Raw genomic sequence first — 25,304 nt, 5'->3', positions numbered from 1 at the left:
TTGTTTAGAAAATAACAATTAATGATATAATTGTCGTTTTAGTAAGCATGATAGGCATTAGACGTGTGAAAGTACCTAAGCGAGTCGGCACCTTATTGGCGACAGCACTATTTTTTAGTGCACTCACTGCCGCTTACTACTATCAGAAATATCTGACGTTGTTAGAAAACAATGTTGAGAACACCGCTCAAGAAGCGTTACATCAATTGGCCTATACTGGCCGTGAATACAGCAATATTCAGGATCAAATCGAAACGATCAGTGACCTACTTGGTCACAGCCAAAGTCTGTATGAATATCTGCGCCAACCTAACCGGGTGAACCGTTCCATCTTAGAAGACATGTGGATCTCGGTCGCAATCAATCAAAAGTTGTATAAGCAAATTCGCTTTCTTGATGTTTCTGGTCGAGAAAAAGTGAGGATTAATTATGATATTGAAACAGGCGCTGCGTTGCCCGCGATCAAATTGCAAAATAAGTCAGAGCGAGATTACTTTCAATTCGCTAAGAACTTAGACGATGGCGAAATCGCTTCGTGGGGGATAGGTTTAGAACGAGAGTATGGCGAGTTAGTCTATCCCTATAGTCCGTCACTGCGTATTTTGATGCCTATTTCGCTTAACGGAAAGCGCGAAGGGTATCTTGTGCTTAATGTTGATATTGACTATTTATCCTCTCGACTCAACTATTCGTCAGTGCTTGATTTCCATATTGAGCTGATTAAGAGTGACGGATTTTACATTGATAGCCCTAAATCAGCTCGTTTGTATGGCCATATAATTCCCGCTCGCTCTCAATTTAATTTTGGCCGGATGTACCCAAACATTTGGCGTAGTTTAAACTCAAAAGATTCGGGCTATGCTTACAATGGTTCGAATTTGGTCGTGTATCGCACCATCCAGTTTGTTTCTAGCGAACCTCTTCATCTGGTTATTGATCTTACCAATGAGCAGTTATTATCCCGAGCTCAGAGGGATATTGATGACTTAATCCAAGAAGCGTTTTTTGTTCTAAGTTTGGTGCTCGGCTTCACTTTGCCGACGGCAGCCCTTGCTCTGCATTATCGGCGTCATAGTATGGAATCGAAGTTGGCTCGAGCTGCTCTTGATGGTATGACTGCGGTGATGATCTCGGATGCTTCGCATAGAATCATCATGGTTAATCAAGAGTTTGAAAACATGATGGGTTACTCAACCAAGCATGCCCAAGGTTGGAGTGCACATCATTTAATTCTCTTACCTGAAGATCTCGAAGCAAACCTGAGTATCTGGAAAACACTGAAGAGTGAACACGTATGGGAAGGGGAGATTCGTTGTCGAACTAAGTTTAATCAAGTCTTTACCGCAATAATGCGTATTCAGGCGAATTTAACCAAATCAGGTAAAGTGAGTTATTACATTACGTCGCTGGTGGATATCTCTGGGCAAAAAGAGTTAGAAGAAAAATTACGAAACCTAAGCGAAAAAGATGGCTTGACGGGGTTGTGGAACCGCCGAAAATTTGAAGAGCAATTGGCGCAATATGCGGGGATTATTGAACGCTATCCTGATAGCCCTCCTGCTTGTTTGGCGTTGTTTGATATTGACCATTTTAAACGTATTAATGACGAGCTTGGCCACGACGAAGGAGACAAAGTGATTTGTAGTGTCGCAGAAACCCTCCTAGAAGAAGTCCGCAGCACAGACTTTGTATCTCGTGTCGGTGGTGAGGAATTTGCAGTGATTATGCCGCATACAACACTAGAAGAGGCTGAAATTGTATTGAACAGGCTACGTGTCGCGGTTCAAATGCGTAGTGATAGAGGCATTACTGTCAGTGCTGGGTATAGTGATTTAACCTCTGATCGTACAAGAACGTATAAATGTGCTGATATTGCTTTGTATGAGTCAAAAAGTGCAGGGCGTAACTGCGTATCGCTATGTCATAGTTATGATGATATTGCTTAGTGCTTTTACAAAAACGAAAAAACGGGGATAGACCCCCGCTTTTTAGTCTCAGCGTTATTCGCTAGCCAGTATGCGACATTGGTTGTCGATGGCGGCTTCGATACACTGTATTGACTGTCTCAAATAACGCTCTAGATAACCTAAAGCATCCTGACTCTTTTTGTCTAGCGATGCCTTCATCAGTATTTCTTGCTCATCGAGATTACAGTGCCCAGGGTTCCCTGTGCCTAAAATCTGCATCGCGAAGTATTGGTAGCGTTTAATTTGCGTGAGTAGATCGTGGAAAAACCCAAACATATTGACAGAGCCAGCACCTTCAAACAGCGCAGTAAGAAACTGATTTTGGCGCTCTTCCCATTCCCTCCAACAAAAGCTTTCGCCAGGTTTTACTCGGGATAACTTGTGATAAGCAGTTAGTACATCCAGTTCCCATTTTTCATCGCCAATCATAATTGCCTTACTGAGTAAGCATGCGGAGACCATTTGCAGGCTTTCGTACAAGTCATGTAACTCATCTTTACATACAGGTGCAACCCAGCAGCCTTTTTGCGGCTCGAGTTTGACGTATTTGCTCCAAGATAATTGCACCAATGCTTCTCGAATGGGTGACGCTCCTACGTTGTACTTCTCTTTGAGTTCGGCAACCACGAGTTTTTGACCTGGTTTAAGCTCGCCATCGAGAATATCCTGACGGATCATTCTTAATACTTTGTCGGTAAGAGTGGGACTAGACACATACACCTCATAGAAACTTTAATCGTGACGATAAAATTAAACAGTACGAAATTCTGATAGAGGTAAATAATACAATTAGCCTATTATGAGAGCAAGAAAGCCATATAAAAAAGGAGGGCATAAGCCCTCCTTCTCAAGAAACTGAAGTGTTAAAAGTTCAGTCTTATAGCACGTGTACAGAAGCTGTGTTCGTAGTACCTGAAGCAACTAGAGCGCCAGAAACCATAACAACGATATCGCCTTTGTTACCTAGACCTGATTCTAGAGCAAGTTCTTTACCCGCTACGTAGAATGCGTCAGTGCTTTCGATTGAATCAACAACTACAGGAGTAACACCTTTAGTTAGAACTAGCTGTGCAGCAGTTTTCTTGTTAGTTGTTAGCGCTAGAATGTTTGCAGTTGGGAAGTACTTACGTACTGAACGTGCAGACTTACCGCCTTCAGTTGCAACAACGATAAGTGGAGCAGCTAGTTTCTCAGCTGTGTCTACAGCGCCTTTACATACTGCTTCAGTGATGCGAAGACGTGGGCTGTCTAGACGAGAACCTAGTTCAGCTTTTAGCGCTGAGTCAGTACGGTTCGCGATTTGAGCCATGATAGTTACCGCTTCAACAGGGTATTTACCTTTCGCCGTTTCACCAGAAAGCATTACTGCGTCAGTACCGTCCATTACTGCGTTAGCAACGTCGCCTGCTTCCGCACGAGTAGGACGTGGGTTGTTGATCATAGAATCAAGCATTTGAGTTGCAGTGATAACCATCTTACGTGCACGGTTACACTTCTCGATCATCATTTTCTGAGCGAAGATTACTTCTTCAGCTGGGATTTCAACACCTAGGTCACCACGAGCAACCATGATGCCGTCAGAAAGCTCTAGGATCTCGTCGAAGTTATCAACACCTTCTTGGTTTTCGATCTTAGAGATGATGTGGATGTTCTCGCCGCCGTTTGCAGCAAGTACTTCACGGATTTCTTGAACGTCAGACGCTTTACGGATGAAAGAAGCTGCTACGAAGTCAACGCCTTGCTCACAACCAAACTTAAGGTCGTTCTTATCTTTTTCAGATAGTGCAGGTAGGTTTACAGAAACGCCAGGAAGGTTAACACCTTTGTTTTCGCCTAGTGCACCGTTGTTAAGAACTTTACATTTAACTTCAGTTTCAGTCTTAGAGATAACTTCCATCTCGATTAGACCGTCGTCTACTAGGATAGTGTTACCTACGTTTAGGTCTGCTGCGAAACCAGCGTAAGTTACTGCAACTTTATCTTTGTTACCTACAACTGAAGTGTCAGTTGTGAAAGTGAATTCTTGACCTGCTACTAGATCAACATCGTCACCGCCTTCTAGCTTGATAGTGCGGATTTCTGGACCTTTAGTATCTAGAAGAATTGCTAGTGGTTTGCCAGTAGCTTCCATTACTTTACGGAAGTTCGCGATACGAGTGCCGTGTTCTTCGTAGTCACCGTGAGAGAAGTTAAGGCGCATTACGTTCATGCCTGCGTTAACTAGTTCAGTTAGCTTCTCTACAGATTCTGTTTTAGGGCCAATCGTACATACGATTTTGGTCTTTTTCATGGAAGATACTCTCCGGTAAGTATAGTTACAATTTGAAAGTCGGTTATTTACTCTGAAGTCAGGACGTTTTTGATGACATTTAGTACCTGTCACCCACCGATTTTTCGTCTCATTATTAGAACTTCAGATTCTGAAAGTCTTTCACCAAGTTTAGTCATTTTATGACTAAAAGATCGGCGATTTTGGTTACCTTTTTGTGACTAATCCCACTTTATATGCAGAAAGTTGCAAAAAAATAGCCTTCAATTCTGTAATTTTTTTTCTTTTCGGTGGCGAATTCTACCACTGAATGAATCCAATATCACTGTTTAAGAATTGTCTTAGGACAAGGTTTTATCGAGAAATATTAATTTTTTGGATCGAAATAAATGGACTTAAAAGTTTCGGTTTGACTATAATAAGTTTCACATCGAAACTTAAAATCAAAACTTAAATGTCGAAACGAAATACTCAATTAAGAAGACACGCCATTTCTAACTTGGTTTCTGAACTAGGAGAAGTCAGCGTTGATGAACTTGCTCAGAAATTCGAAACCTCAGAGGTCACGATTAGAAAGGATTTAGCTTCTTTAGAGAAAAACGGCCAACTTCTACGCCGCTATGGCGGTGCGATTGCTATCCCAAAGGAAGTCATTCACGAAGAATTGGGCGCTAATGTTTCGACTCGAAAGTTAAGCTTAGCAAAAGCAGCAGCATCATTGATTCGCGATCATAATCGCATCGTGATCGACAGTGGCAGCACGACTGCCGCGCTGATTCAACAGTTGAATGATAAACGTGGCTTAGTGGTCATGACCAACTCGTTGCATGTTGCTAACGCTCTTAATGAATTAGAGAGCGAACCGACACTGCTGATGACTGGCGGTACTTGGGATACGCACTCAGAGTCCTTTCAAGGCAAAGTAGCCGAATCTGTATTACGAGCTTACGACTTTGACCAACTATTCATCGGTGCGGATGGCATCGATCTCGAGCGTGGAACCACGACATTTAATGAATTGGTTGGCTTAAGTAAGGTAATGGCAGAAGCGTCACGTGAAGTGATCGTAATGATCGAGTCCGAAAAAATCGGCCGTAAGATCCCAAACTTAGAGCTCGCTTGGCATCAAGTTGATGTGTTGGTGACCGATGCAGATATCCAAGCAGAGCATAAAGTACAGATTGAACAACATGGCGTGAAAGTCATTTGCGCCTAATAATGTAATCAGTTTCATATTTCACTTCCCTCTGGATAAAGGCCTTTGCTTGCTGCCTCTATTTGAAATCATGGCTAGGGAAGGACAAAACTACAAACGGAGATAAACACATGTGTGGAATCGTAGGTGCAGTAGCACAACGAGATGTTGCAGAAATTTTGGTTGAAGGTCTACGCCGCTTAGAGTACCGCGGTTACGACTCTGCTGGCGTTGCGGTTGTTGATGGCGAATCAAACCTAACGCGCGTTCGTCGCTTGGGTAAAGTACAAGAATTGGCTGATGCGGTAGAAGAAGCAAAAGTGATCGGCGGAACTGGTATTGCGCACACTCGTTGGGCGACGCACGGTGAACCTTCTGAAATCAACGCTCACCCACACATGTCTGGTGATATCGCAGTGGTCCATAACGGCATCATCGAAAACCATGAAGAGCTGCGTGAGCTGCTTCAATCTCGTGGCTACGTGTTTGAATCGCAAACGGATACAGAAGTTATCGCACATATGGTTGAGTGGGAACTTCGTACTTCAGAAACGCTATTAGAAGCGGTACAAAAAACAGCAAAACAACTTGAAGGCGCATACGGCACGGTAGCGTTGGATCGCAAAGATCCTTCACGCATCGTAGTAGCGCGTTCAGGCAGCCCGATCGTGATCGGTTTTGGTGTAGGTGAAAACTTCCTAGCGTCTGACCAACTTGCATTACTTAACGTTACGCGCCGTTTCATGTACCTAGAAGAAGGTGACGTAGCAGAAATTACTCGCCGTGAAGTCACTGTGTTTGATGCAACGGGTGAGCCAGTTGAGCGTGAAATTGTTGAATCTAACGCAGAGCATGATGCAGGTGATAAAGGCCAATACCGTCACTTCATGCAAAAAGAAATCTATGAGCAACCTAAAGCGTTGATCAACACAATGGAAGGTCGTATCACGGCAGACTCTGTTGTGACAGACGCGATCGGTGTGCACGCGGCAGACATTCTAAGCAAAGTAGAACACGTACAAATCGTGGCGTGTGGTACGTCTTACAACGCAGGTATGACGGCACGTTACTGGTTTGAAGACATTGCAGGCGTTAGCTGTGATGTAGAAATTGCGTCTGAATTCCGTTACCGCAAGTTTGTGACTCGTCCAAACAGCCTATTGATCACGTTGTCTCAGTCTGGTGAAACCGCTGATACGCTAGCAGCACTTCGCCTAGCAAAAGAGAAAGGTTACATGGCGGCGATGACCATTTGTAACGTAGCAGGCTCTTCTCTGGTTCGTGAATCAGATTTTGCGTTCATGACTCGCGCTGGTGTTGAAATCGGTGTGGCTTCAACCAAAGCGTTCACGACTCAACTTTCTGCACTACTTATGTTGGTAACGGCACTGGGTAAAGAGCAAGGCCGCATCAGCAAAGAGAAAGAAAAAGAGATTGTTGAAGCGCTACACGCACTTCCTAAGCAAATCAACGCGGCACTTTCTTTCGAGAAAGAAATTGAAGCACTAGCAACGGATTTTGCAGACAAGCACCACACATTGTTCCTAGGCCGTGGCGAGTTCTACCCAATCGCGATGGAAGCGTCTCTAAAACTGAAAGAGATCTCGTACATCCACGCAGAAGCGTACGCGGCGGGTGAACTAAAACACGGTCCTCTTGCGCTGATTGATGCTGACATGCCTGTTGTTGTGGTTGCACCAAGCAACGACCTACTTGAAAAGCTAAAATCAAACGTTGAAGAAGTGCGTGCGCGTGGCGGCCTTCTATACGTATTCGCAGATGCAGACGCAGGCTTCGAAGGCGATGAAACAATGAAGATCATCACGATGCCTCACGTTAGTGAAATCACGGCGGCGATCTACTACACCATCCCTATGCAGTTGCTGTCTTACTACGTAGCACTGATCAAAGGTACGGACGTAGACCAACCACGTAACCTGGCGAAAGCGGTAACGGTTGAGTAATTACGCTTAACAGCAAAAATCCAAGCGGCACATGCGAGAGTATGTGCCGCTTTTTTATTTAAGCCCACTTTAAGGGGGTGAGTTATTGACCCAACTGGTGAGCGGTTAGAATTGCAGAGTAGACATTTTCTGCCGTCACTGGGAATGGCATATTGTGGATGGTTTCTCCCTCGGCCGTTGAGGCTTCGGCGACCTCGCGCAACTTAGCGTGGTTAAGCTCTTTAACGCCCATATCAAATAAGTTGGTTGGTAGACCTACAGAGCGGCAGAATGCAAGAACCGTATTAATCTCTTCCATCGCTGCGTTTTCTAGTACCAGCTGAACTAGTGTGCCGAACGCGACTTTCTCACCATGATAGAGATGATGACACTCTTCAAGCTTAGTTAGGCCGTTATGAATAGCGTGAGCACCCGCTAGACCACTGCTTTCAAAACCGATACCGCTTAGGTATGTATTGGCTTCAATAATGTTTTCTACCGCTTTGGTGCTCACACCATTTTCTACCGCAGCTTTTGCTTTTACACCATCTTCAAGCAAGGTTTCATAGCAAAGTTTCGCAAGCGCTTGTGCTGAACGCGTCGCTAACCCACCAGCCATTGTTGCCTTACCAGAAGTCATGTTGGCACGAGCTTCAAAGTAGGTGGAAAGCGCGTCGCCCATCCCCGATACAAGTAAGCGAACAGGGGCTTTGGCGATGACTGACGTATCCATGATGACCATGTCTGGGTTTTTAGGGATCATCAAATATTCTGCAAATTCACCTTCAGGTGTGTATATCACCGCAAGCGCTGAGGTTGGCGCATCAGTCGAGGCAATCGTAGGAACCACCACGACAGGAATTTTGGTGTAAAACGCAACAGCCTTTGCTGTATCTAACGTTTTACCACCACCAATACCGACAATGACATCGTGTTTCTGAGTGGCACAAATGTCCGTGATGCGTTCAATCTCAACGCGCGAACATTCGCCACCAAAAATGTTCATAGTGAGTGGAAGCTTTTCGTCAGCAAAACTTTGCTTGACGTCATCACCAACCAGGTTAGTCACGAACTCATCGGCAATTACTAACGGACGTTCACCCAATGTTTTCACATAGTGAGCGATAGATGTAAGTACTTGTTCACCTTGGACGTATTTGCTTGGGCTGATAATAATTTTGTCCATAATTCAAACCTTTAACCTTTTTTATGTGTGTTTTGGACTGCAATGAATATCCATTGTAGGGATAAGGTTTATATTAGGTTTGGTGTGGTAAGTGGTGAAGGATATCTCTGGTTTTGTTCCATGCTTTTATGACCTCTGTGTCAAACCGACTGTCAGAAGTAATAAGCATCAGCATGCTTTATGGCGACGATCACTATTCAGGAAAATTTGTCGTTTTACGTTTCATATTGAAACAAAAATGCCGAAGATTTCGTTTCAATATGAAACGGATTGATTTTTGTTGAGCACGCTTTTTCTCTGTTTAAGATGAATTCATACCCTACATAAAAATATAAATGGAATGAGATAGAACGATGAAAAAATTAATTAACCAAGTTGATGATGTTGTATTGCAGCAAATGGAAGGCCTGGCATTGTCCCGCTCTGAGCTAAAAGCGAACTACGAACCTCGTTACATGTGGCACGAGGAAACACCGGGGCAAGTGGCACTGGTTTCTGGTGGTGGCTGTGGTCATGAACCTTTGCACGCTGGTTTTATTGGTAAAGGCATGCTGACAGGCGCCTGCCCAGGAGAGGTATTTACTTCACCTACGCCTGATCAAATGTACGAATGTGGCAACCAAGTGAATACCGGTGAGGGCGTGCTGTTTATCATTAAAAACTACACTGGTGATGTGTTGAACTTTGAAACGGCCGTGGAGCTGCTTCATACCGATGGTATCAAAGTTGGGTCGGTGTTGGTGGATGACGATGTTGCAGTTAAAGACAGCCTGTATACCGCTGGTCGCCGTGGCGTCGCTGGAACGGTATTGGTTGAAAAGTTAGTTGGGGCTGCCGCGAGCAAAGGTTATTCGTTGGAGCAATGTGAAGCACTGGCTCGTCGCGTTAATAACCACTGTCGTTCATTTGGCGTGGCGCTTAATGCTTGTGTTGTACCCGCAGCAGGTAAACCATCTTTTGTTCTGGAAGATGATGAAGTGGAGTTTGGTGTTGGTATCCATGGTGAACCAGGTATCAAGCGAGTGAAATACACCGACGCCGATACGTTAGTGGATGAGATGTTTGCTGAAGTTGCTGAAAACACGCCTTATCAGCGCACATTGCGTATTTGGAATCGTGACGAAGGTGAATGGGATGAAGTGGAATCCAGCATTGAGCCTTTCGCCGCTGAACACGACTATATTGTGATGGTGAATGGTATGGGCGGAACGCCAATTTCTGAGCTTTACGGAGTGTACCGCCGTCTTGCCCATAACTGCGAGCAAGCGGGGTTCCGTATCGTGCGTAATATGGTCGGTAACTTTTGTACGTCACTTGATATGGAAGGCGTTTCAATTACGTTGCTGAAAGCAGATAAAGAGATGTTGGAGCTGTTTGATGCTCCTGTCGATACGGCTGCGATCAAGTGGTAACAGGGGGGAGCAAACATGCAAATTGAAAAACAACATATCGTTCACTGGTTAGAGTTATGTGCAAAAACGTATCAAGAGAATCAAGATTTTCTGACCGACCTTGATCGTGATATTGGTGACGCAGACCATGGTCTCAATATGAACCGAGGCTTTAAAAAAGTTGCTGAAAAACTGCCGCAATTTGCGGACCAAAATATCGGCAGCATTCTCAAGAATACGGGTATGACCTTGCTTTCTAGTGTCGGTGGGGCAAGTGGCCCGCTGTATGGCACGCTGTTTATTCGTACGGCTGCCGCTGTCGGAACTCGAGAGCAATTAACGTTTGAAGAGTTGGTCGATGCACTAAAAAGCGGTGTGGATGGCGTGGTGTCTCGTGGTAAAGCAGAGCTGGGTGATAAAACCATGTGTGATGTTTGGTTACCCGTTTTAGTTAGCGTGAAGGCGTCGTTAGAAAATGGCATGAGCGCCGATCACTTACTTAATGAAATGGTTGAGCTAGCAGAAACGAACGCGGTTGCCACGATTGAAATGTTGGCGAAAAAAGGGCGAGCAAGCTATTTAGGTGAACGCAGTATTGGTCACCAAGATCCCGGTGCAACCTCTTCTTTGTTAATGATTAAAGCACTACAGCAGGCAATAGCAGGTAATTAAGATGGTGGGAATTGTAGTTGTATCTCATAGTCGTCGACTTGCCGAAGGGGTGGCAGAACTTGCCACCCAAATGACGCAAGGCAAAGCCAAGCTTGCGATTGCTGCTGGGATTGATGATCCAGAGAACCCGATCGGAACCGATGCCATTGCCGTGATGGAAGCGATTGAGCAGGTACAAGATCAACAAGGGGTTGTTGTGTTGATGGATCTTGGCAGCGCGTTGCTTAGCACGGAAATGGCTCTGGATCTGATTGATGATCATGTGAGGGAAAATGTCACCCTTATCTCGGCACCTATTGTTGAAGGAACCATGGCGGCGTCGGTGGCTGCCGCCGCCGGACTGCCTTTATCGACGGTAGTCGAAGAGGCACAGAATGCGTTAAGCGTAAAACAAGAGCACCTTGGTGATCAGCCACTAACATCCGCTGAGATAGCGCCAGTATCAGAGAGCTTTGAGCAAGAATGGACATTTGATTGGGTAGTGCAAAATCCGCATGGATTACATGCTCGTCCCGCTGCGGCCATTGTTGGTGCACTCGCGCCTTTTGACTGCCAATTATGGTTGAAAAAAGGCGAGCGCCGTGTGAACGCGAAAAGCTTAAACAGCATTGCGAAACTTGGCGTTCGTAGCCAAGAGACGATCACGCTGTGCGCACTCGGCTCTCAATCCAGTGAAGCAATCAAGGCATTTGAAGCCTTAGCTTATGAGCACTTCGGAGAAAAAGAGGCGGTTGAGCAAGGCATTATCGAACCTGAAGAAAGTTCAGATACTCTGCTCGATGGCATGGCCTCAAATCAGATTGAAGGTGCTGTTGTTGGTATTCGAGTCAATGACGGTATCGCTACTGCTCCTGCTGTCCTTTTTACTCATGAAATGCCAGCAGTGCCTGAACGTGATTTCCAAAGTGAACAAGATGAAATTGAACGGGTTAAGCGTGCGATAGGCGTGGTTGTTCAACATTTGCAGGAGCAAGCGAAGCAGCCGAAAGGGGAAATATTTGCTGCTCATAGCATGATGCTCAGTGACCCAGAATTATGGGCATCGGTCGAGTCGCGAATTCAAACGGGCATGATAGGCGAGCAAGCTTGGGTAGAATCACTGCAAACGTTGGCCGAAGAGTTTCGCCAGGCAGAAAGTCAGTACATGCGGGAACGCGAAGCAGATGTACATGATATCGCACGCCAAGTTATGGTCGAAATGACAGGCGTAACGCCTAATGCCATCGACATTCAGGAACCGAGTATTTTGTTGGCCCGCGACCTGATGCCTTCTGATGTGGCCGGGCTTGATAAATCGAAAGTGCTTGGTATCTGTTTGAGTGAGGGAGGGAAAACCTCTCACAGTACGATTCTTGCTCGTGCGATGGGGATTCCTGCCATCGTTAAAGCTCAGGGCTGCCTTGATGCTGTGCGTGCTGGTCAAGTGGTGACTATTGATGGCTTCCGAGGGCATTTATGGTTCTCTCCTTCAGATGCCGTACAGCAGGAATTAGAAGCTCAGCAAATTGAGTGGCAAAGCATCCGACAACGTGCATTAGCGAGTGCTCAGCAAGCCGCAGTCACCTGTGATGGTGTCCATATTCAAGTATTCGCCAATATTGGTGGACCGAAAGATATTGATGATGCACTAACATCGGGGGCTGAGGGCGTTGGTCTATTTCGGACTGAGTTTCTATTTCAAAACAGTGATGAGTTGCCGACTGAGGAAGCGCAATATCAAGTGTATCGTGATATTGCTGCCGCACTTGGTGATAAGCCACTTACGATTCGTAGTCTAGATGTTGGCGGTGACAAGCCTTTAGCCGCTTATCCTATGCCAGCAGAAGATAATCCATTTTTAGGTTTGAGAGGGGTGCGGTTGTGTCTTCAACATGAGTCATTGTTTACCGCTCAACTTCGAGCCATTCTGAGAGCCTTTCACGAGCAACCGAATATTCAATTGATGATACCGATGGTGGCTCAGGTTGAAGAAGTGAGAAAAGTAAAAGCGCTGTTGGCGCATCAAGCAAACCAACTCGGCTTGGATGCGACTCATTTGCCCGTTGGTATTATGATTGAGGTGCCAGCCGCAGTATTAAATGCTGATGCGTTAGCCCAAGAAGTCGACTTTTTCTCTATCGGCACCAATGATTTGACTCAATATGTTATGGCCGCCGATCGAGGTAACGCCGCTGTTGCTGAATTGGTGAACTACTTTGAACCATCGGTACTAAAAGCCATTGAGCTCACGTGTGCAGCAGGCGATCGCGCGGGTATACCGGTTAGTATGTGTGGTGAGATGGCTGGCGATCCAAATGCCACAGAAACATTGCTTCGCGTGGGGTTGCGAAAATTCAGCGCCAGTGCGAGTCTGCTACCGGGACTAAAAGCGCAGATTCGTCAGTTGTCTGTCGATGTTTAGTCGATATCTTATCGTTAGTACATCTGTACCGGCGTGCTTACGCCGGTTTTACTTTTTGTAGGAACGCCACTTCTTGGCTTAATACAGCTTCATTTGCTCCTGCAGCCCAAACTTATTAATTTTTCTCCATAAGGTAGTGCGGCCAATTTGCAATGCTTTCGCCATATCATGCATTTTGCCATCACACTGATTCCAAGCCTGAACGATAGCTCTTCTCTCGGCTTCTTCTAACGTGATTACTGGCGTATTTTCTGCGGTATGGCAAGAATTCAGTTTAATGTCTTCAGGAATATCGTTCAGCTTGATTAAGTTGGAACTGCGGTTAAGCAAAATTCGCTCAGTTCGATTTCTTAATTCAGAGTTGTTGCCTGACCAACGAAAATTCATCAACGCTTCCAGTGCGACTGGCTCTATCGAGATCGTCACATTGTGGCGGCGTTCATAATGGCTGATAAGCTGCTGGACGAGAAATTCAATGTCTTCTTTACGCTTTCGTAGTGGCGGAATATGCAGCTCGTTCGAGGAGATTTCATAATAAAGTTGCCGACCAAATGAGCGTTGAGTGACATACTCGCTGATCTCTGAAGCGGTGCTCGTGATAAGTTGAAAGTCTACGGGGATCAATCGCAAACTGTCGCTGCGGCTGACGAGCCCAGTTTTTAACAACTTAAGTAGCACTGCTTGTAAATCGGGCGACAGATATTCCACCTTTTCTAAAAAGAGCGTACCGCCATGGGCGAGCTCAAACTTTGAAGGCATGCCTTGTCCTTCGTCGTAGCCTAGGGTTTCTTTGACCAGTTGCTCTGTATTGATAGAGCGACAGTTGAGCGTAATGAATGGCCCTTCTTTGTAGGTGCTTTCGTTATGAATCGCCATGGCGAGAGTGGCTTTTCCTACACCTTCTTCACCCGTAATTAGAATCGGTGATTTGGACTTTATGGCCCGTTTTGCCACGGTAATGACATGCTTCATTTTTCGTGAAATGACGGGCAAAGTGCTGAACGTATAGCGCGCACTGCCACCTATTTGTTGTTGAGCAAGTTCGCGAATTTTATCGATAGGGTGCAAGAACAATAAGTGTGTGCCGTCATTGAGTGGACGCAAGGTGATGATCGCCTCAACAAACTCGCCACGAACCTCTACCGTTGTGAGTTTTCGGTTGATGCTTGCACCCGACTCAATACTATTGAGGACATTTGGCGGGAAGCGTAAAACAGCAAAGACTTCTTTATCCAAGACCTGACTGGCTTCAATGTTTAACAAACGCTCGGACTGGTGATTTACCATGGTTATACGGCTTTCTTCATCCCAGGCCAGAAGGCCGTCATCCATGCATTCTAACGTTGCGTTGTGCGCACAAGTAAGGCGGTTCATGTTTTCTTGTTCCGACTGAATGTGGATTTGCAAGCTGACTTCTTTCGCGCTCGACGCGATGATGACTAAGTCTTCTTTCTTATAGCTTTCCGCTTTTCTGAAAAGGCATGTTGTACCGCGTAATTTGCCAAATTGGTCGAAAACAGGCGCCGCTACAGAGGCATAAGAGTGCAAGTGGCGATTGAAATGTTCGGCAGCAAAAACTTCACACGGGATATGAGTGTTGATACAGAGATTGACTGCATTTGTGCCTATCTTTCCTTCGGAGAGAAAACAGCCTTGTTTTATGCCGAGCGTTTGCATCTCTTGTCGCATAGAGTCGTGCCCGACGGTGGAGAGAATACAGCCGTTGCCATCGGTTACCATCAATACCAGGTCTTCGTCACCAAGCATATCGTACGTATCTTCAAGTACGGTCGTGGCGCATTCGATGAGATGTTCGTTGCGCTTCATTAGAGATGAGAAGGTAAAACCAGAGGCAATATGTGGTTTTGACCAGGTATAAGGGCTGCATTGCTTTATGCAACGCTCCCACGACTCGAGGACGGGAGTGCGGGAAAATTCTGGAGATACCCAGTGGTGTTTCTGGAAAAACTCCCACTTAGTTTTAGTGTCTTCGATTGAAAGCATGCGATCCCGTTTCAATACTAGCGATAGATTGGTCTGATGTTACAGAGACATCGGAATATGGACTGTGATGGCTTTCACGCACGTTGTATAGAAGAATGTGCAAAAAGAGGGGCGAGTTGAGGAGGCTTCCGTGCCAGTTTTTCGATTAAAAAGGGCTGTCTTTGCCGAGCTCATTGCAAATCTCGACAATGGCAAGTGAGAGCCCTGACTTAATGATTTGTTGTTGACGTTGCAGTTGTAGCTGATAAAACTCAAGGTCGATGTCGTCATCTGGTTCGCTGACTTCCAGTTGTACCATGCCCATTTTCTTCACCAAGTGCAGTTTCTTAATTGGTTCTAGAATATTCGGGTCAGTGAATTCGTAATCTGAAGCGTCACTATTGAGTTGGTTTTTGAGTTTGATGATGTCTTCGATGTCGTGGTAGATGTCATCGGGAAGCACACCCAAGCCAAACAATAACTTCAAACGAACAGACAGATCGCCCAGCGGTCCAGAGTCTTGTAGCAGCGGACCGACAACCGATTGAACAGCGAAGTTATCTTTACGAAAGATTCTTTGCACCAACCCGTCGATCGAATCGTTAAAAACGTCGACTGCTGCAATGAAAAAGCCTCGTACCGATGGTGCGCTGTTTAATCGCTCAATGATCTCGGTTTCGTTGATGTTATCTGCCATATACTGAATACATTTCTAATTATTAGCTATCCCAACTCTTCAAGCAGAGAAGGACATAGAAGGGGAGCCGAGCTCCCCTAGGTAAATCAAAGTTGGTTGTAAAGTGTCTCGATTTGAGCCACTTCAGCACTGTCTTCTGCAAGACCTGTGTATGTCGCTAGCGTCTTCTTCACACCCACTTCTTTTAATGAGTTTTGTAGCTCTACGGCTTGTGGGTCAGTGTCGTTAGTGTACTTCAACGCAGCGGCAATGCCTTTCAAAAGTGTTTGATTTTCAGTGCCATACTCAATTGTACCGAGTAAAGGCTTCACTAATCTATCGTTTGCACCCAATTTTCGAATTGGTTGACGACCTACGCGATCCACCTCATCCACTAAGTATGGGTTGGCAAAGCGTCCTAAAATCTTCTCGATGTAGGCGTTGTGCATGTCACGGTCGAAGCCGTAACGTTTGATCAGCACTTCACCACTCTCTTGCATCGCCTGTTTTACTTCAGCGTGAATGCTTGGGTCTTCAATTGCTTCACGAATGGTACGATGGCCTTTCAAGCAACCTAGGTAAGCGGTAATGCAATGGCCTGTATTGAGAGTGAATAGCTTGCGTTCTACGAATGCCATTAGGTTGTTGGTTCTTTCCATGCCAGCTATGTCAGGGATTTCGCCCTTGAATTGCTGCTCATCCACAATCCATTCGCTAAAACTCTCTACAGTGACTTCTAGTGGGTCATCGTTCGCCGCTTCTGCTGGTGGTACGATACGGTCTACCGCTGAATCGACAAAGCCAACCAACTCGTCTGCTTTCGCGTGCAATGATTCATCCAAGTGTTTGTACACTTCACCTTTTAGGTGTGTGGTGCCACGAACCATGTTTTCACACGCTATGATGTTCAATGGTTTATCGTTACCTGCTGCAAAGCGTTTAGCAATGCCGGTAGCGATGGTTTTTGCAATGATGTCCAGTACGTTAGGGCCAACCGCTGTTGTTACCAAGTCGGTTTTTACAATGCGGTCGATGACATCTTCACTGGCTGAGTTAACCGCGGTGACGTGAGTTACTGTGTCGATTTGGCACTCAGTACCGACCACTTTTACTTTGTATTCTTGCTTGTGACTCAGTTGGTCGACGAGTGGAGCGTCAACGTCTGCGAATGTCACCTCGACTTCTGCGTCTGCTAATAGTTTACCGATGAAGCCACGACCAATGTTACCTGCGCCAAAATGAACTGCGTTTTTCATAATTCTTACCTACCAATGTCTAAAATGTTGACTTACGAAACTAGGGGGAGGCCAACCGCATAGGGGGTGACAGCTGACCTCATTTGCCTCAGGAGCAAATTAAAGGGGTAATTAAGCCGCTTGTTGACCGCCGAGGATGTTTAGAATCTCTTCCACATCGTTGGTGCTGGTTAGCTTCTCAATTGCCTCCGGCTCATCGAGCGCGTTCGTAATGGTGGTAATCACCTGGATGTGCTCATCGTTCTTAGCGGCAATGCCGATAACCAGTTTCGCAACATCGTCGTCGTCGTCAGTAAATTGGATACCCGATGGGTATTGGCAGATTACAATGCCGGTTTTCTTCACGCGGTCTTTCGCTTCCACCGTACCGTGAGGCACTGCGATAGATTCGCCTAGGTAAGTTGGAACCAATGCTTCACGCTCAAACATCGCGTCTACGTATTCTGGTTCTGCGTAGCCAAGTTCGACCAACTTGTTGCCCGCGAAGCGAATCGCTTCTTCTTTGTTGGCAGCTTTCAAACCTAGGTGAATGTTTTCACGCTGGATTTGGAACACCGACGTTTGCTGTGGCTCGAAGTTGTCGTCGTTTGCTGCCACGAGCGAAACTTTTACCATTTGGTCGTCATTGGCTGCGGATTGGTTTTGCGCTGCTAGTAGTTTGGTGACTAGCTGGTTGTACATCTCGCTGTCTAGGAAGTTAGTCAATGAAATGTGGTGTGCGTTTGGAGCATGCTTACGTGCACGATCCGTTAAGTCTTTATGAGTAATCACGATATCTGCACTCTCTGGTAAGCTGTTAATGGCAAGGTTGGTTACGTGGATGTTCAGACCTGCGTCTTGAACCTTTTTGCGTAGCATGCTCGCGCCCATTGCACTCGAGCCCATGCCCGCATCACAAGCGACAATGATGCTTTGTACTGTCGCTAGGTCTACGTCACCTTTGCTTTGGCTGTTTACCACCGCATCGTTTTTAGATGCAGATTTCATGTCTTTCATTTGTGATGTTGCTTTCTCTAGTGCTGCTTCATCACCGTCTTCTTCTGTTGACGTTTGCGTCTTCATTAGCAGTGCTGCTACCGCGAATGACACACCTGTTGCTGCTGCGATAGACGCTAGAACACCAACGATTGAGCCTTTCTGAGTCATCAACAAGATTGCAAAGATTGAACCTGGTGATGCTGGAGAAACAATACCTGCGTTAAAGATAGTTAGAACGAATACGCCAGTCATACCACCTGCGATAGCCGCAAGGATTAGGCGAGGGTTCATTAGAATGTATGGGAAGTAAATCTCGTGGATACCGCCGAAGAAGTGGATGATTGATGCACCACCTGCCGTTTGACGAGCCGTACCTTTACCAAACACCATGTAAGCTAGCAGGATACCTAGACCAGGACCTGGGTTTGCTTCGATTAGGAAGAAGATCGACTGACCTGTTTCAGACGCTTGTTGGATACCCAGTGGAGAGAAAATACCGTGGTTGATCGCATTGTTTAGGAACAGGATCTTCGCAGGTTCAACGAAGATTGAAGTCAGTGGTAGTAGGTGAGCAGAAACTAGGAAGTTAACGCCAGCCGCCAAGCCACCAGAAAGAATTTTTACGAATGGACCGATAAAGATGAAAGCAAGGATCGCACATAGCATGCCGATGATGCCCGCAGAGAAGTTGTTAACCAACATCTCGAAGCCACTTTTTACTTTACCATCGATGTAGTTATCGAATTTCTTGATAGCCCAGCCGCCCATTGGGCCGACCATCATTGCACCCATAAACATTGGGATGTCTGTGCCGACAATCACACCCATTGTTGTGATTGCACCGACTACCGCACCACGATCGCCACCAACTAATTTACCACCGGTGTAACCGATAAGTAGTGGCAGCAAGTAGGTAATCATTGGGCCAACCATAGAGGCTAACGTTTCGTTTGGTAGCCATCCAGTTGGGATAAATAGAGCAGTGATAAAGCCCCACGCGATAAACGCGCCGATGTTTGGCATTACCATGTTTGACAGAAAACGACCAAAATTTTGTATCTTGATCTTGGCATCTGGTGATATCATAACAATTCCCCGTTCGATGTTCTGATGAATCTTGTTGTAGTAAACGGTTCGCCAAAACCGTTTGTTTGATTGCTTAGTACCCAATCAATTTACCACACATTTTCCAATTGGAACTGACAACGGGTTTTTCGTGATCTACGCCCGCATTTCTTAGGCTGAGAAACGGTTTTTAAGTGACCAAGTTCAACTTATTAACTTGTAACTTAATAACAAAAAGCCACTTTTAAATCTGTCAATAAAAATCTTAGTGATCAATCCGATCTTCTGACAAATTTAAAATCAAAATACTTTGTGACTTTGATCACTTTTGATTTTTTTTGAAATTCGAATTAAATACTTGCGATGATCAATATCACATTTTGTGTTGAGTTGTGGTGGATTTAAAGTGTGACTTGGGTCTGCTTTTGTTTTTTGTGAAAGTTTGTGACGGAATTGGTGAGATAAATGCTATCTAGATCTTTCGATAGATTGTATCTATAAGAGTCTTTTCGGCGCACTTCACGGAGCACGCCTAATTAGTTAATGAAAGGGTAAATAAAGAGAGTCGCCACACGGTTCTTCTTGTGATTCCCAACTCTCTACTTAATCACTGTTCTTAATCATCGTTGCTATTAGTATGATAGACGAGGTAGTCATGAGCTTGCTCGCGTCCCATATACCTTGCCAACGTCTTTTCTTGAACATCGCGCAAATCCACCATAATCAATCCATCTAGAGCGTTATTGAATGCAGGGTCGACGTTGAAGCATACCAGCTTGCCATTGAGGCTTAAGTACTGACGCAGCAAAACGGGCACTCCTTTCCCTTCATCGATTCTGGCAATGACACGTGACAATAGCTGTAAATCACCCAGAGCAGTGAGCATGCTGGTGTTCCAGTCACGGTGGTGCTCAGGAAGTGGGTTAGAAGGTGTGACGTACTCTGCGCAATTGTTGTCGTAGTGGTGCAGTGTCATTGATTGAGCCAGTAATTGACGTGCAGTATCGCTATAATCGTTGCTAATGCTTACCGGACCAAATAGGTGAGTGTAATCTGGGTTTTGATGAACGAACGTTGCGATGCCTTTCCACAGTAGCAGTAGCGCGCTCATGCTCTTTTGATATTGTTGTGCAATCACAGAGCGCCCCATCTCAATGGATTTACCCATTTGGTCGATAAAGCGTTGGTCATAGTTAAACAACGTTCGTGAATACAGACCTGCTACGCCGCGCTTTTCAATCAGTTGATCAACCAGACCTAAACGATACGCGCCCACCAAGCATTGGTTCTCTCTGTCCCACACAAACAGATGCAGGTAATCATGATCGAAATGGTCAATGTCTATTGCTAGTCCAGTCCCTTCGCCAACTTGTCGGAAATTGAGCTCACGTAGGCGACCAATTTCATGCAGTAGGGAAGGGATATTCTGCGACTCCGTGCAGTAGACATCGAACTCACCACTTGTTAGCAGCTTGGACTCTTTTGGTAAGTTGTTCAGTTCTTCAAGCAATTCGCCTACGGGTAACCCTGCCGCTATTGGTGAGAGCCGTTCTGATGAGGAAGAGGGCTTCACCGATTGGATTTCACGATTGAGTAAGTAAGTGTTGAGCCGCAAATAGTTCACTACTTGATCATCGTTAAGCGTGTTGATCTCTTTAAATTTTATCGCTTGGCCAAAGGATAAGTTGATGGTTTGCGCCTGTTTGTTCAGCAGTTCTCGCCCAAGCAGTAGGGTGCGCAAAAGTGGATGGATTTTCCCTGCCATATAGAAGCGTTTCGAGTTCTGACCACTGATGAATACTGGAACTGTCGTTGCTTTGTTTTTGCGGATCAGGCTACTTACGCTTCGACTCCACGCTTTGTCTTCCAAGCGTTGCTGTTTGGCATCGACTAACTGGGAAACCTCACCGGCAGGAAAGACAAGCAATAAGCCGCCACTTGCGAGGTGTTTATTAGCCGCTCTGAGGGCCTTCATATTCGATTTGATGGCGTCTCTGCCTTCAAACACATCGACACCAATGAAGAGCTGATCTAACTCTGGTACGGTTTTCAGGTATTGATTGGCTAGAATTTGGATATCGTCTCGTACCATCAACAAGAGTTCGGCCAAGATGACGCCTTCCACACAACCAAGCGGGTGGTTCGCCACAATGACGGTAGCACCTTGCTTAGGAACTGAGTCGAGTGAACCATGAGCAATGCGATAATCGATACCTAAGATATCCAGCGTGAAGCGGAGAAAAGTTTTGGTATCGGCATTAACGGGGCGTTGGGCGTAGAACTTATCAAGTTGGTTTAAACCGGTTGCCCATTCAGCAACGTTTTCACCAATGCCAAACGGCGTTTTACGAGGGAGACGAAAAGGGGTTGAACTATCCATATTTACCTCAGCGTACAAGTTGCTGATTGGATAGTAGAAATTACAGATGACAGTTAAGAGGCAAAAGCATGAGCCTTTGGTGACAAACCAATGAAGCTTTATTGACTAAAGAAAACGGTATATCACTGTGCTATGAATCAAAACTCGCGTTATGTCTCCCTCTTAAAACAATAGATAGGCTATCTTATCTAGAACAAAGATTAAGCTAAGTTGATATTTATCAGGGGGAAATAATGGAACGAGTTTCCAATAAAGCAGCACTTTGGATTGGGCTAAGTTTGATACTTGGTCTTGGCATCCTTGGCTATTTTATGCAGCAGACGGCGGTGAAATACCGAGCCTATGAAAGAGTCGTTACAGTAAAAGGTTTGTCGGAGCGTGAGTATCCTGCTGATACGGTGATTTGGCCGATTCAATTTACTCTAGCGAGTAATGATATGGGAGCCATGTTTGATGAAATTGACCAGCAAACCCGTTTGATTTTGGACTTTCTAAGTGCCAAAGGGCTTCCTGAAACCAGCGTTTCCCTTTCTTCCCCAGCGGTCATTGACAGAAAAGCACAGCAATATGGGAGCGAGCAAGACATTGAGTATCGTTATTTGGCCTCGCGAACCGTTACGGTTTACAGCCAGAGTGTTGATGTTGTTCGAGCGGCAATCAATGAAATAGGTGAGCTAGGAAAACAAGGCGTTTTGCTTAACCAAGATCCTTATGCAAATCGTGTTGAGTACAGCTTTACTAAGCTGAATGATGTGAAGCCAGACATGATCGAAGAAGCGACTAAGAATGCGCGTGAAGTGGCTGAGAAATTTGCGAAAGACTCACAGAGTTCACTGGGTAAGATCAAACGTGCAACTCAAGGGCAGTTCTCGATTTATGACCGAGACAGCAACACGCCTTACATTAAGAAAGTACGAGTGGTATCGACGGTTCAATATTACCTTTCTGACTAAGTAAAAAGCCGCTCAGTACGAGCGGCTTTTTTAATATGGTGACTTAAAGAATTGGATTAATGTCCTGAGTTGTCAGTTCTGCCTCGACAACATCAACTGGCGTGTAGTGCTGGTAAATCAAGAAACCGTCTTCTGAAGTTTCATGAGCGTCTGGCGTATCAATATACGCAGTACATGTGTAGCCAATGCTGTAAGTACCCGGGCCGATGTAACCAAACTCGTAGCTGTAGGTTGTATTATCTTCTTCGTCTTGCGATTCATTCACGTTAGCTACCGCAACTGGCGCGTTGAGTGGATCTGTCGCACCCATATCGCCCATGGTTGAGCGATCCATTGAACCTGTATACAGATAAACAGAGTGAACGGCAGGAACGTCATTTATTGCATTTGATGCGGCACTGTCTGCTTCACATGCTTGATACTGAATTTCACTGACTTCACCACTAATATGACCTGATTCTGATGCGTTTACTAAGCTTACCGCATTAGAGTTCATGTTCATGTAATCTTTACCTGTTGGATCCGCCAGACCTTTGCGTAAGTCAAACTCGACAACATAGCTATTATGACCAGTATGAACTTTTACATACTGACCTTTTTGCGAAAACTTTAAGCGACCTTGATCGCTCGTATCTGGTTTAAAACCAAAACAGCTGCCTCGGCTAGGTACAACTAAGCCTTTGATGTTGCCGTCTGTCTTCTCTACGTATGACAGTGTTGTATCGTTTAATTGTTTGCCGTCTTTAGCGTACACACACATAGCATAATCACCAGGAGCGATGTCCTGTTTGTGAATGATCGTTTTAGCGTTGCTTCCCTGATATTCCATTAGATCAACTTGGTGTAGTGCTCCATTGTCACTAGCATCTAACAGAATGTGTTCTCCAGTTTGCTCGCCAGTTTCAGGGTCAAATGGTACAAGGACAACATCTTGAAACGCTAAAACGACTTTGTTGGCATCGTCGACAGGAGCATCGGAAACGCTGAGAGAAAAAGTGGCTGCTTCTGTATCGGATGAAGAGTCGTCGCTACCGCAGCCCGTCAATAAAAGACCACCTGAGATAGCAAGTAAAGGATAGGTATATTTTTTCATTATGACCTCTTGTTTACACTGCTGATAAATGTAAAAGGCTAGTCTCAAAGTCGAGAAATGATGTCATTGTATTGTGATAGACAGGTCAATCTTCAATGGTGCTATATACAAGTCCTTTTTTATAAAACTAAGTTCTTAACTGTGATGAGGGGAGTTTGATGATAGTCAAGCTGGCTTCTTTCTTATGAGCGTAAGTTAGTATGACTTATTGCTAGAAGGAATTAGTATCATGGCATACAAGCACTTTATTAGAGAACTACTGGGTTTAGCGATTGTTGTCTCTGTCGTCTTTGGCGTATTAGGCGTGATGTTAGAGCTCTTCGCACTGACGGCACTTTGGGAGCATCAGCAAACGATAGCCGATGTTTTCTTCCATGAATCACTCTACTTCATCGTATTTTTAATCCCACCATACTTCCTCTGGAAGTTGATTAACCGTCCTGAATTGGTTTCTGCTGACCAAGCTTATTTGGCAATGAAGTTAGAGGCTGAAAGTCGACAATGAGTCGATTTAGTGAGTAATGAAAAGAAGAGGCTATGAGAAAACATTAGCCTCTTTTCTATCTGATTCGTGGGCAAAGTATTCGCTGCTTTATTGATTAAAAAGCTGCTTCGATTGTGCCTTTGAAAGTGCGATCAAGATAATCACGAATCGCTTGAGATTGATAAATAGAAACGAACTTTTTATACGCTTCATTATTTTTGTCTGCGTCACGAGTGGCGATGACCATGACTGCTAATGGGGCGTCTTTTGCTTCAAGATAGATACTTTGTTTCTTCGGATCTAAACCAGAAGACATTACGTAGTTCATTGTAATCGCAGCCGCGTCCACATCATCTAATGTTCTTGGTAGCTGAGCGGCATCTACCTCGACAAATTCAAATGATTTTGCGTTTTTTGTGATATCAGTTAGGGCGGCTTTATGGCCAACACCCTGTTTCAGCTCAATTAAACCTGCATCGGCGAGTAGCAACAGACCACGACCACCGTTGGTAGGGTCATTTGGAAGCGCTATACGTGCATTGTTTGGAAGCTCTTGCAGTGAGCGATACTTATTGGAATAAAGCCCCATACGCATAAGAATGGACTGACCAATTGATACTAATTGGGCGTTATGGCTACTGTTGAAGTTGTCTAAAAATGGCTGGTGCTGATAGCTATTAATATCGATGCTACCATCGCTAAGAGCGGCATTAGGTGTCACGTAGTCAGAAAACTCAATGACTTCGACATTCAAACCTTGCTTTGCTGCCTCCTTCGCTACCGCCTCGACTACTTGTGCATGTGGTCCAACTGTCGCGCCCACTTTAATGACAGAGTCATCTTTTTCTCCACAAGCGCTTAAGCCGACTACTGCCGTGAGAATCAAAGCTAGTTTCTTTAAGTGACCAATACTTTTCATTGTAGCTCCATTTTTTGTTTTAGACGTCCATACGTTTGTATGTCCATCCTATCAGAAGTTGTCTGAGGGTCAATGGTTTAAATCACGAGCAGACATTTTGTTTCTATTGCTCGTATAGAGAGCCAGATAATAGTTAAAGAAGAGGGGAAGAGGAAAAGCTATTACGAGGTTAGTGACGAGTTACCGCAACTGTACCCAAAGATATAAGATACAAAAAAAGCGTAGTAGGTATTAACCTGCTACGCCTTTCGGAATATGGTGGCCCCTCGCAGACTTGAACTGCGGACCAATCGATTATGAGCGAAGGTTTGACGCAATCTCGCCGCACTATCAACATAGTAACCCTGCCCCGAATCACGCCTAAATCCACCAGCAAAATCACATCACCTGATTACCCGCATGACTTTACTGACGTCGACGACGGGAATTGTAGAGTGTGATTAGTACGACGACGCCGACGAGAAAATGGGGTTAAGTTTGGGTGGAAAGACAG

At 45.2% G+C, this 25,304-nt stretch carries 18 protein-coding genes; 8 read left to right on the top strand and 10 right to left on the bottom strand.

Annotation, left to right across the window (positions count from 1 at the left end; all coding sequences use genetic code 11):
• The first annotated feature begins 65 nt into the window (after positions 1-65).
• Entirely contained in the window at positions 66-1,946 is a 1,881-nt protein-coding gene (locus tag R7P67_RS15430) for a GGDEF domain-containing protein (RefSeq protein WP_064353597.1), read from the top strand.
• A gap of 54 nt (positions 1,947-2,000) precedes the next feature.
• Here the strand turns inward: R7P67_RS15430 and R7P67_RS15425 are convergent, their stop codons facing one another.
• Entirely contained in the window at positions 2,001-2,687 is a 687-nt protein-coding gene (locus R7P67_RS15425; protein ID WP_081248147.1) for a GntR family transcriptional regulator, read from the bottom strand.
• A gap of 157 nt (positions 2,688-2,844) precedes the next feature.
• Positions 2,845-4,257: a pyruvate kinase PykF gene (gene pykF / locus R7P67_RS15420; protein WP_047101948.1), complete on the bottom strand. Its 1,413-nt coding sequence runs from the start codon at positions 4,255-4,257 to the stop codon at positions 2,845-2,847.
• A 433-nt stretch (positions 4,258-4,690) separates the two neighbouring features.
• Between pykF and R7P67_RS15415 the strand changes: the two genes are divergently transcribed.
• A complete protein-coding gene (locus R7P67_RS15415; RefSeq protein WP_005379701.1) occupies positions 4,691-5,452 on the top strand; it encodes a DeoR/GlpR family DNA-binding transcription regulator in 762 nt (253 codons plus the stop codon).
• 110 nt (positions 5,453-5,562) lie between these two features.
• A complete protein-coding gene (gene glmS, locus R7P67_RS15410) occupies positions 5,563-7,395 on the top strand; it encodes a glutamine--fructose-6-phosphate transaminase (isomerizing) (protein WP_033906046.1) in 1,833 nt (610 codons plus the stop codon).
• A gap of 82 nt (positions 7,396-7,477) precedes the next feature.
• Here glmS and R7P67_RS15405 read toward each other — a convergent pair whose 3' ends face one another.
• Positions 7,478-8,560, bottom strand: coding sequence for a glycerol dehydrogenase (locus R7P67_RS15405; RefSeq protein ID WP_005379703.1), 1,083 nt, complete (start codon positions 8,558-8,560; stop codon positions 7,478-7,480).
• Between the two features lie 353 nt (positions 8,561-8,913).
• Between R7P67_RS15405 and dhaK the strand changes: the two genes are divergently transcribed.
• The 3 genes from dhaK to ptsP are packed head-to-tail and all read left to right on the top strand — an operon-like array spanning position 8,914 to position 13,024.
• Entirely contained in the window at positions 8,914-9,972 is a 1,059-nt protein-coding gene (dhaK, locus tag R7P67_RS15400) for a dihydroxyacetone kinase subunit DhaK (protein WP_318086022.1), read from the top strand.
• Between the two features lie 15 nt (positions 9,973-9,987).
• A complete protein-coding gene (dhaL, locus tag R7P67_RS15395; protein ID WP_005379705.1) occupies positions 9,988-10,623 on the top strand; it encodes a dihydroxyacetone kinase subunit DhaL in 636 nt (211 codons plus the stop codon).
• A gap of 1 nt (position 10,624) precedes the next feature.
• Positions 10,625-13,024 carry a phosphoenolpyruvate--protein phosphotransferase gene (gene ptsP, locus R7P67_RS15390; RefSeq protein ID WP_213893933.1) on the top strand — a complete coding sequence of 800 codons (2,400 nt, stop codon included), beginning with the start codon at positions 10,625-10,627 and terminating at the stop codon, positions 13,022-13,024.
• Between the two features lie 78 nt (positions 13,025-13,102).
• Here ptsP and dhaR read toward each other — a convergent pair whose 3' ends face one another.
• The 5 genes from dhaR to R7P67_RS15365 all read right to left on the bottom strand — a co-directional run bounded on the left by dhaR (position 13,103) and on the right by R7P67_RS15365 (position 21,362).
• The gene (dhaR, locus tag R7P67_RS15385; protein WP_318086021.1) at positions 13,103-15,028 is read right to left on the bottom strand and encodes a dihydroxyacetone kinase operon transcriptional regulator DhaR; all 1,926 of its coding nucleotides are present in this window, start codon (positions 15,026-15,028) and stop codon (positions 13,103-13,105) included.
• Between the two features lie 145 nt (positions 15,029-15,173).
• Positions 15,174-15,704, bottom strand: a complete 531-nt coding sequence (locus tag R7P67_RS15380) for an MltR family transcriptional regulator (protein ID WP_005379708.1) — start codon at positions 15,702-15,704, stop codon at positions 15,174-15,176.
• 86 nt (positions 15,705-15,790) lie between these two features.
• A complete protein-coding gene (locus tag R7P67_RS15375; RefSeq protein WP_062730758.1) occupies positions 15,791-16,939 on the bottom strand; it encodes a mannitol-1-phosphate 5-dehydrogenase in 1,149 nt (382 codons plus the stop codon).
• A gap of 111 nt (positions 16,940-17,050) precedes the next feature.
• Positions 17,051-19,003 (bottom strand): PTS mannitol transporter subunit IICBA, encoded by a 1,953-nt coding sequence (locus R7P67_RS15370; protein ID WP_318086020.1) that lies wholly within the window; start codon positions 19,001-19,003, stop codon positions 17,051-17,053.
• A gap of 595 nt (positions 19,004-19,598) precedes the next feature.
• Positions 19,599-21,362, bottom strand: a complete 1,764-nt coding sequence (locus tag R7P67_RS15365; RefSeq protein ID WP_262652821.1) for a lysophospholipid acyltransferase family protein — start codon at positions 21,360-21,362, stop codon at positions 19,599-19,601.
• 233 nt (positions 21,363-21,595) lie between these two features.
• Here R7P67_RS15365 and R7P67_RS15360 point away from each other — a divergent pair, with 233 nt between their 5' ends.
• Entirely contained in the window at positions 21,596-22,315 is a 720-nt protein-coding gene (locus tag R7P67_RS15360) for an SIMPL domain-containing protein (protein ID WP_005379714.1), read from the top strand.
• 43 nt (positions 22,316-22,358) lie between these two features.
• Here R7P67_RS15360 and R7P67_RS15355 read toward each other — a convergent pair whose 3' ends face one another.
• Complete coding sequence (locus tag R7P67_RS15355) at positions 22,359-23,408, bottom strand: DUF4382 domain-containing protein (RefSeq protein ID WP_262681328.1); 1,050 nt, start codon at positions 23,406-23,408, stop codon at positions 22,359-22,361.
• 229 nt (positions 23,409-23,637) lie between these two features.
• On the opposite strand from R7P67_RS15355, the gene R7P67_RS15350 reads away from it, so the two are divergent.
• Positions 23,638-23,913: a hypothetical protein gene (locus tag R7P67_RS15350; protein WP_005383040.1), complete on the top strand. Its 276-nt coding sequence runs from the start codon at positions 23,638-23,640 to the stop codon at positions 23,911-23,913.
• 94 nt (positions 23,914-24,007) lie between these two features.
• Here the strand turns inward: R7P67_RS15350 and R7P67_RS15345 are convergent, their stop codons facing one another.
• Positions 24,008-24,811: a MetQ/NlpA family ABC transporter substrate-binding protein gene (locus R7P67_RS15345; protein ID WP_017633488.1), complete on the bottom strand. Its 804-nt coding sequence runs from the start codon at positions 24,809-24,811 to the stop codon at positions 24,008-24,010.
• Positions 24,812-25,304 lie beyond the last annotated feature (493 nt).

The organism is Vibrio sp. Vb0937 (assembly GCF_033338855.1).
The sequence above is the reverse complement of the archived record's forward strand: the minus strand, read 5'-3'. Positions and strand labels throughout refer to the sequence as shown.

Bases quoted from the DNA above. Each gene is read 5' to 3' on its own strand.
- dhaL (WP_005379705.1), top strand. From the start codon at position 9,988: ATGCAAATTGAAAAACAACATATCGTTCACTGGTTAGAGTTATGTGCA.
- R7P67_RS15380 (WP_005379708.1), bottom strand. From the start codon at position 15,704: ATGGCAGATAACATCAACGAAACCGAGATCATTGAGCGATTAAACAGC.
- dhaR (WP_318086021.1), bottom strand. From the start codon at position 15,028: ATGCTTTCAATCGAAGACACTAAAACTAAGTGGGAGTTTTTCCAGAAA.
- R7P67_RS15350 (WP_005383040.1), top strand. From the start codon at position 23,638: ATGGCATACAAGCACTTTATTAGAGAACTACTGGGTTTAGCGATTGTT.
- glmS (WP_033906046.1), top strand. From the start codon at position 5,563: ATGTGTGGAATCGTAGGTGCAGTAGCACAACGAGATGTTGCAGAAATT.
- R7P67_RS15345 (WP_017633488.1), bottom strand. From the start codon at position 24,811: ATGAAAAGTATTGGTCACTTAAAGAAACTAGCTTTGATTCTCACGGCA.
- R7P67_RS15360 (WP_005379714.1), top strand. From the start codon at position 21,596: ATGGAACGAGTTTCCAATAAAGCAGCACTTTGGATTGGGCTAAGTTTG.
- R7P67_RS15370 (WP_318086020.1), bottom strand. From the start codon at position 19,003: ATGATATCACCAGATGCCAAGATCAAGATACAAAATTTTGGTCGTTTT.
- dhaK (WP_318086022.1), top strand. From the start codon at position 8,914: ATGAAAAAATTAATTAACCAAGTTGATGATGTTGTATTGCAGCAAATG.
- ptsP (WP_213893933.1), top strand. From the start codon at position 10,625: ATGGTGGGAATTGTAGTTGTATCTCATAGTCGTCGACTTGCCGAAGGG.
- R7P67_RS15415 (WP_005379701.1), top strand. From the start codon at position 4,691: ATGTCGAAACGAAATACTCAATTAAGAAGACACGCCATTTCTAACTTG.
- R7P67_RS15405 (WP_005379703.1), bottom strand. From the start codon at position 8,560: ATGGACAAAATTATTATCAGCCCAAGCAAATACGTCCAAGGTGAACAA.
- R7P67_RS15355 (WP_262681328.1), bottom strand. From the start codon at position 23,408: ATGAAAAAATATACCTATCCTTTACTTGCTATCTCAGGTGGTCTTTTA.
- R7P67_RS15365 (WP_262652821.1), bottom strand. From the start codon at position 21,362: ATGGATAGTTCAACCCCTTTTCGTCTCCCTCGTAAAACGCCGTTTGGC.
- R7P67_RS15375 (WP_062730758.1), bottom strand. From the start codon at position 16,939: ATGAAAAACGCAGTTCATTTTGGCGCAGGTAACATTGGTCGTGGCTTC.
- pykF (WP_047101948.1), bottom strand. From the start codon at position 4,257: ATGAAAAAGACCAAAATCGTATGTACGATTGGCCCTAAAACAGAATCT.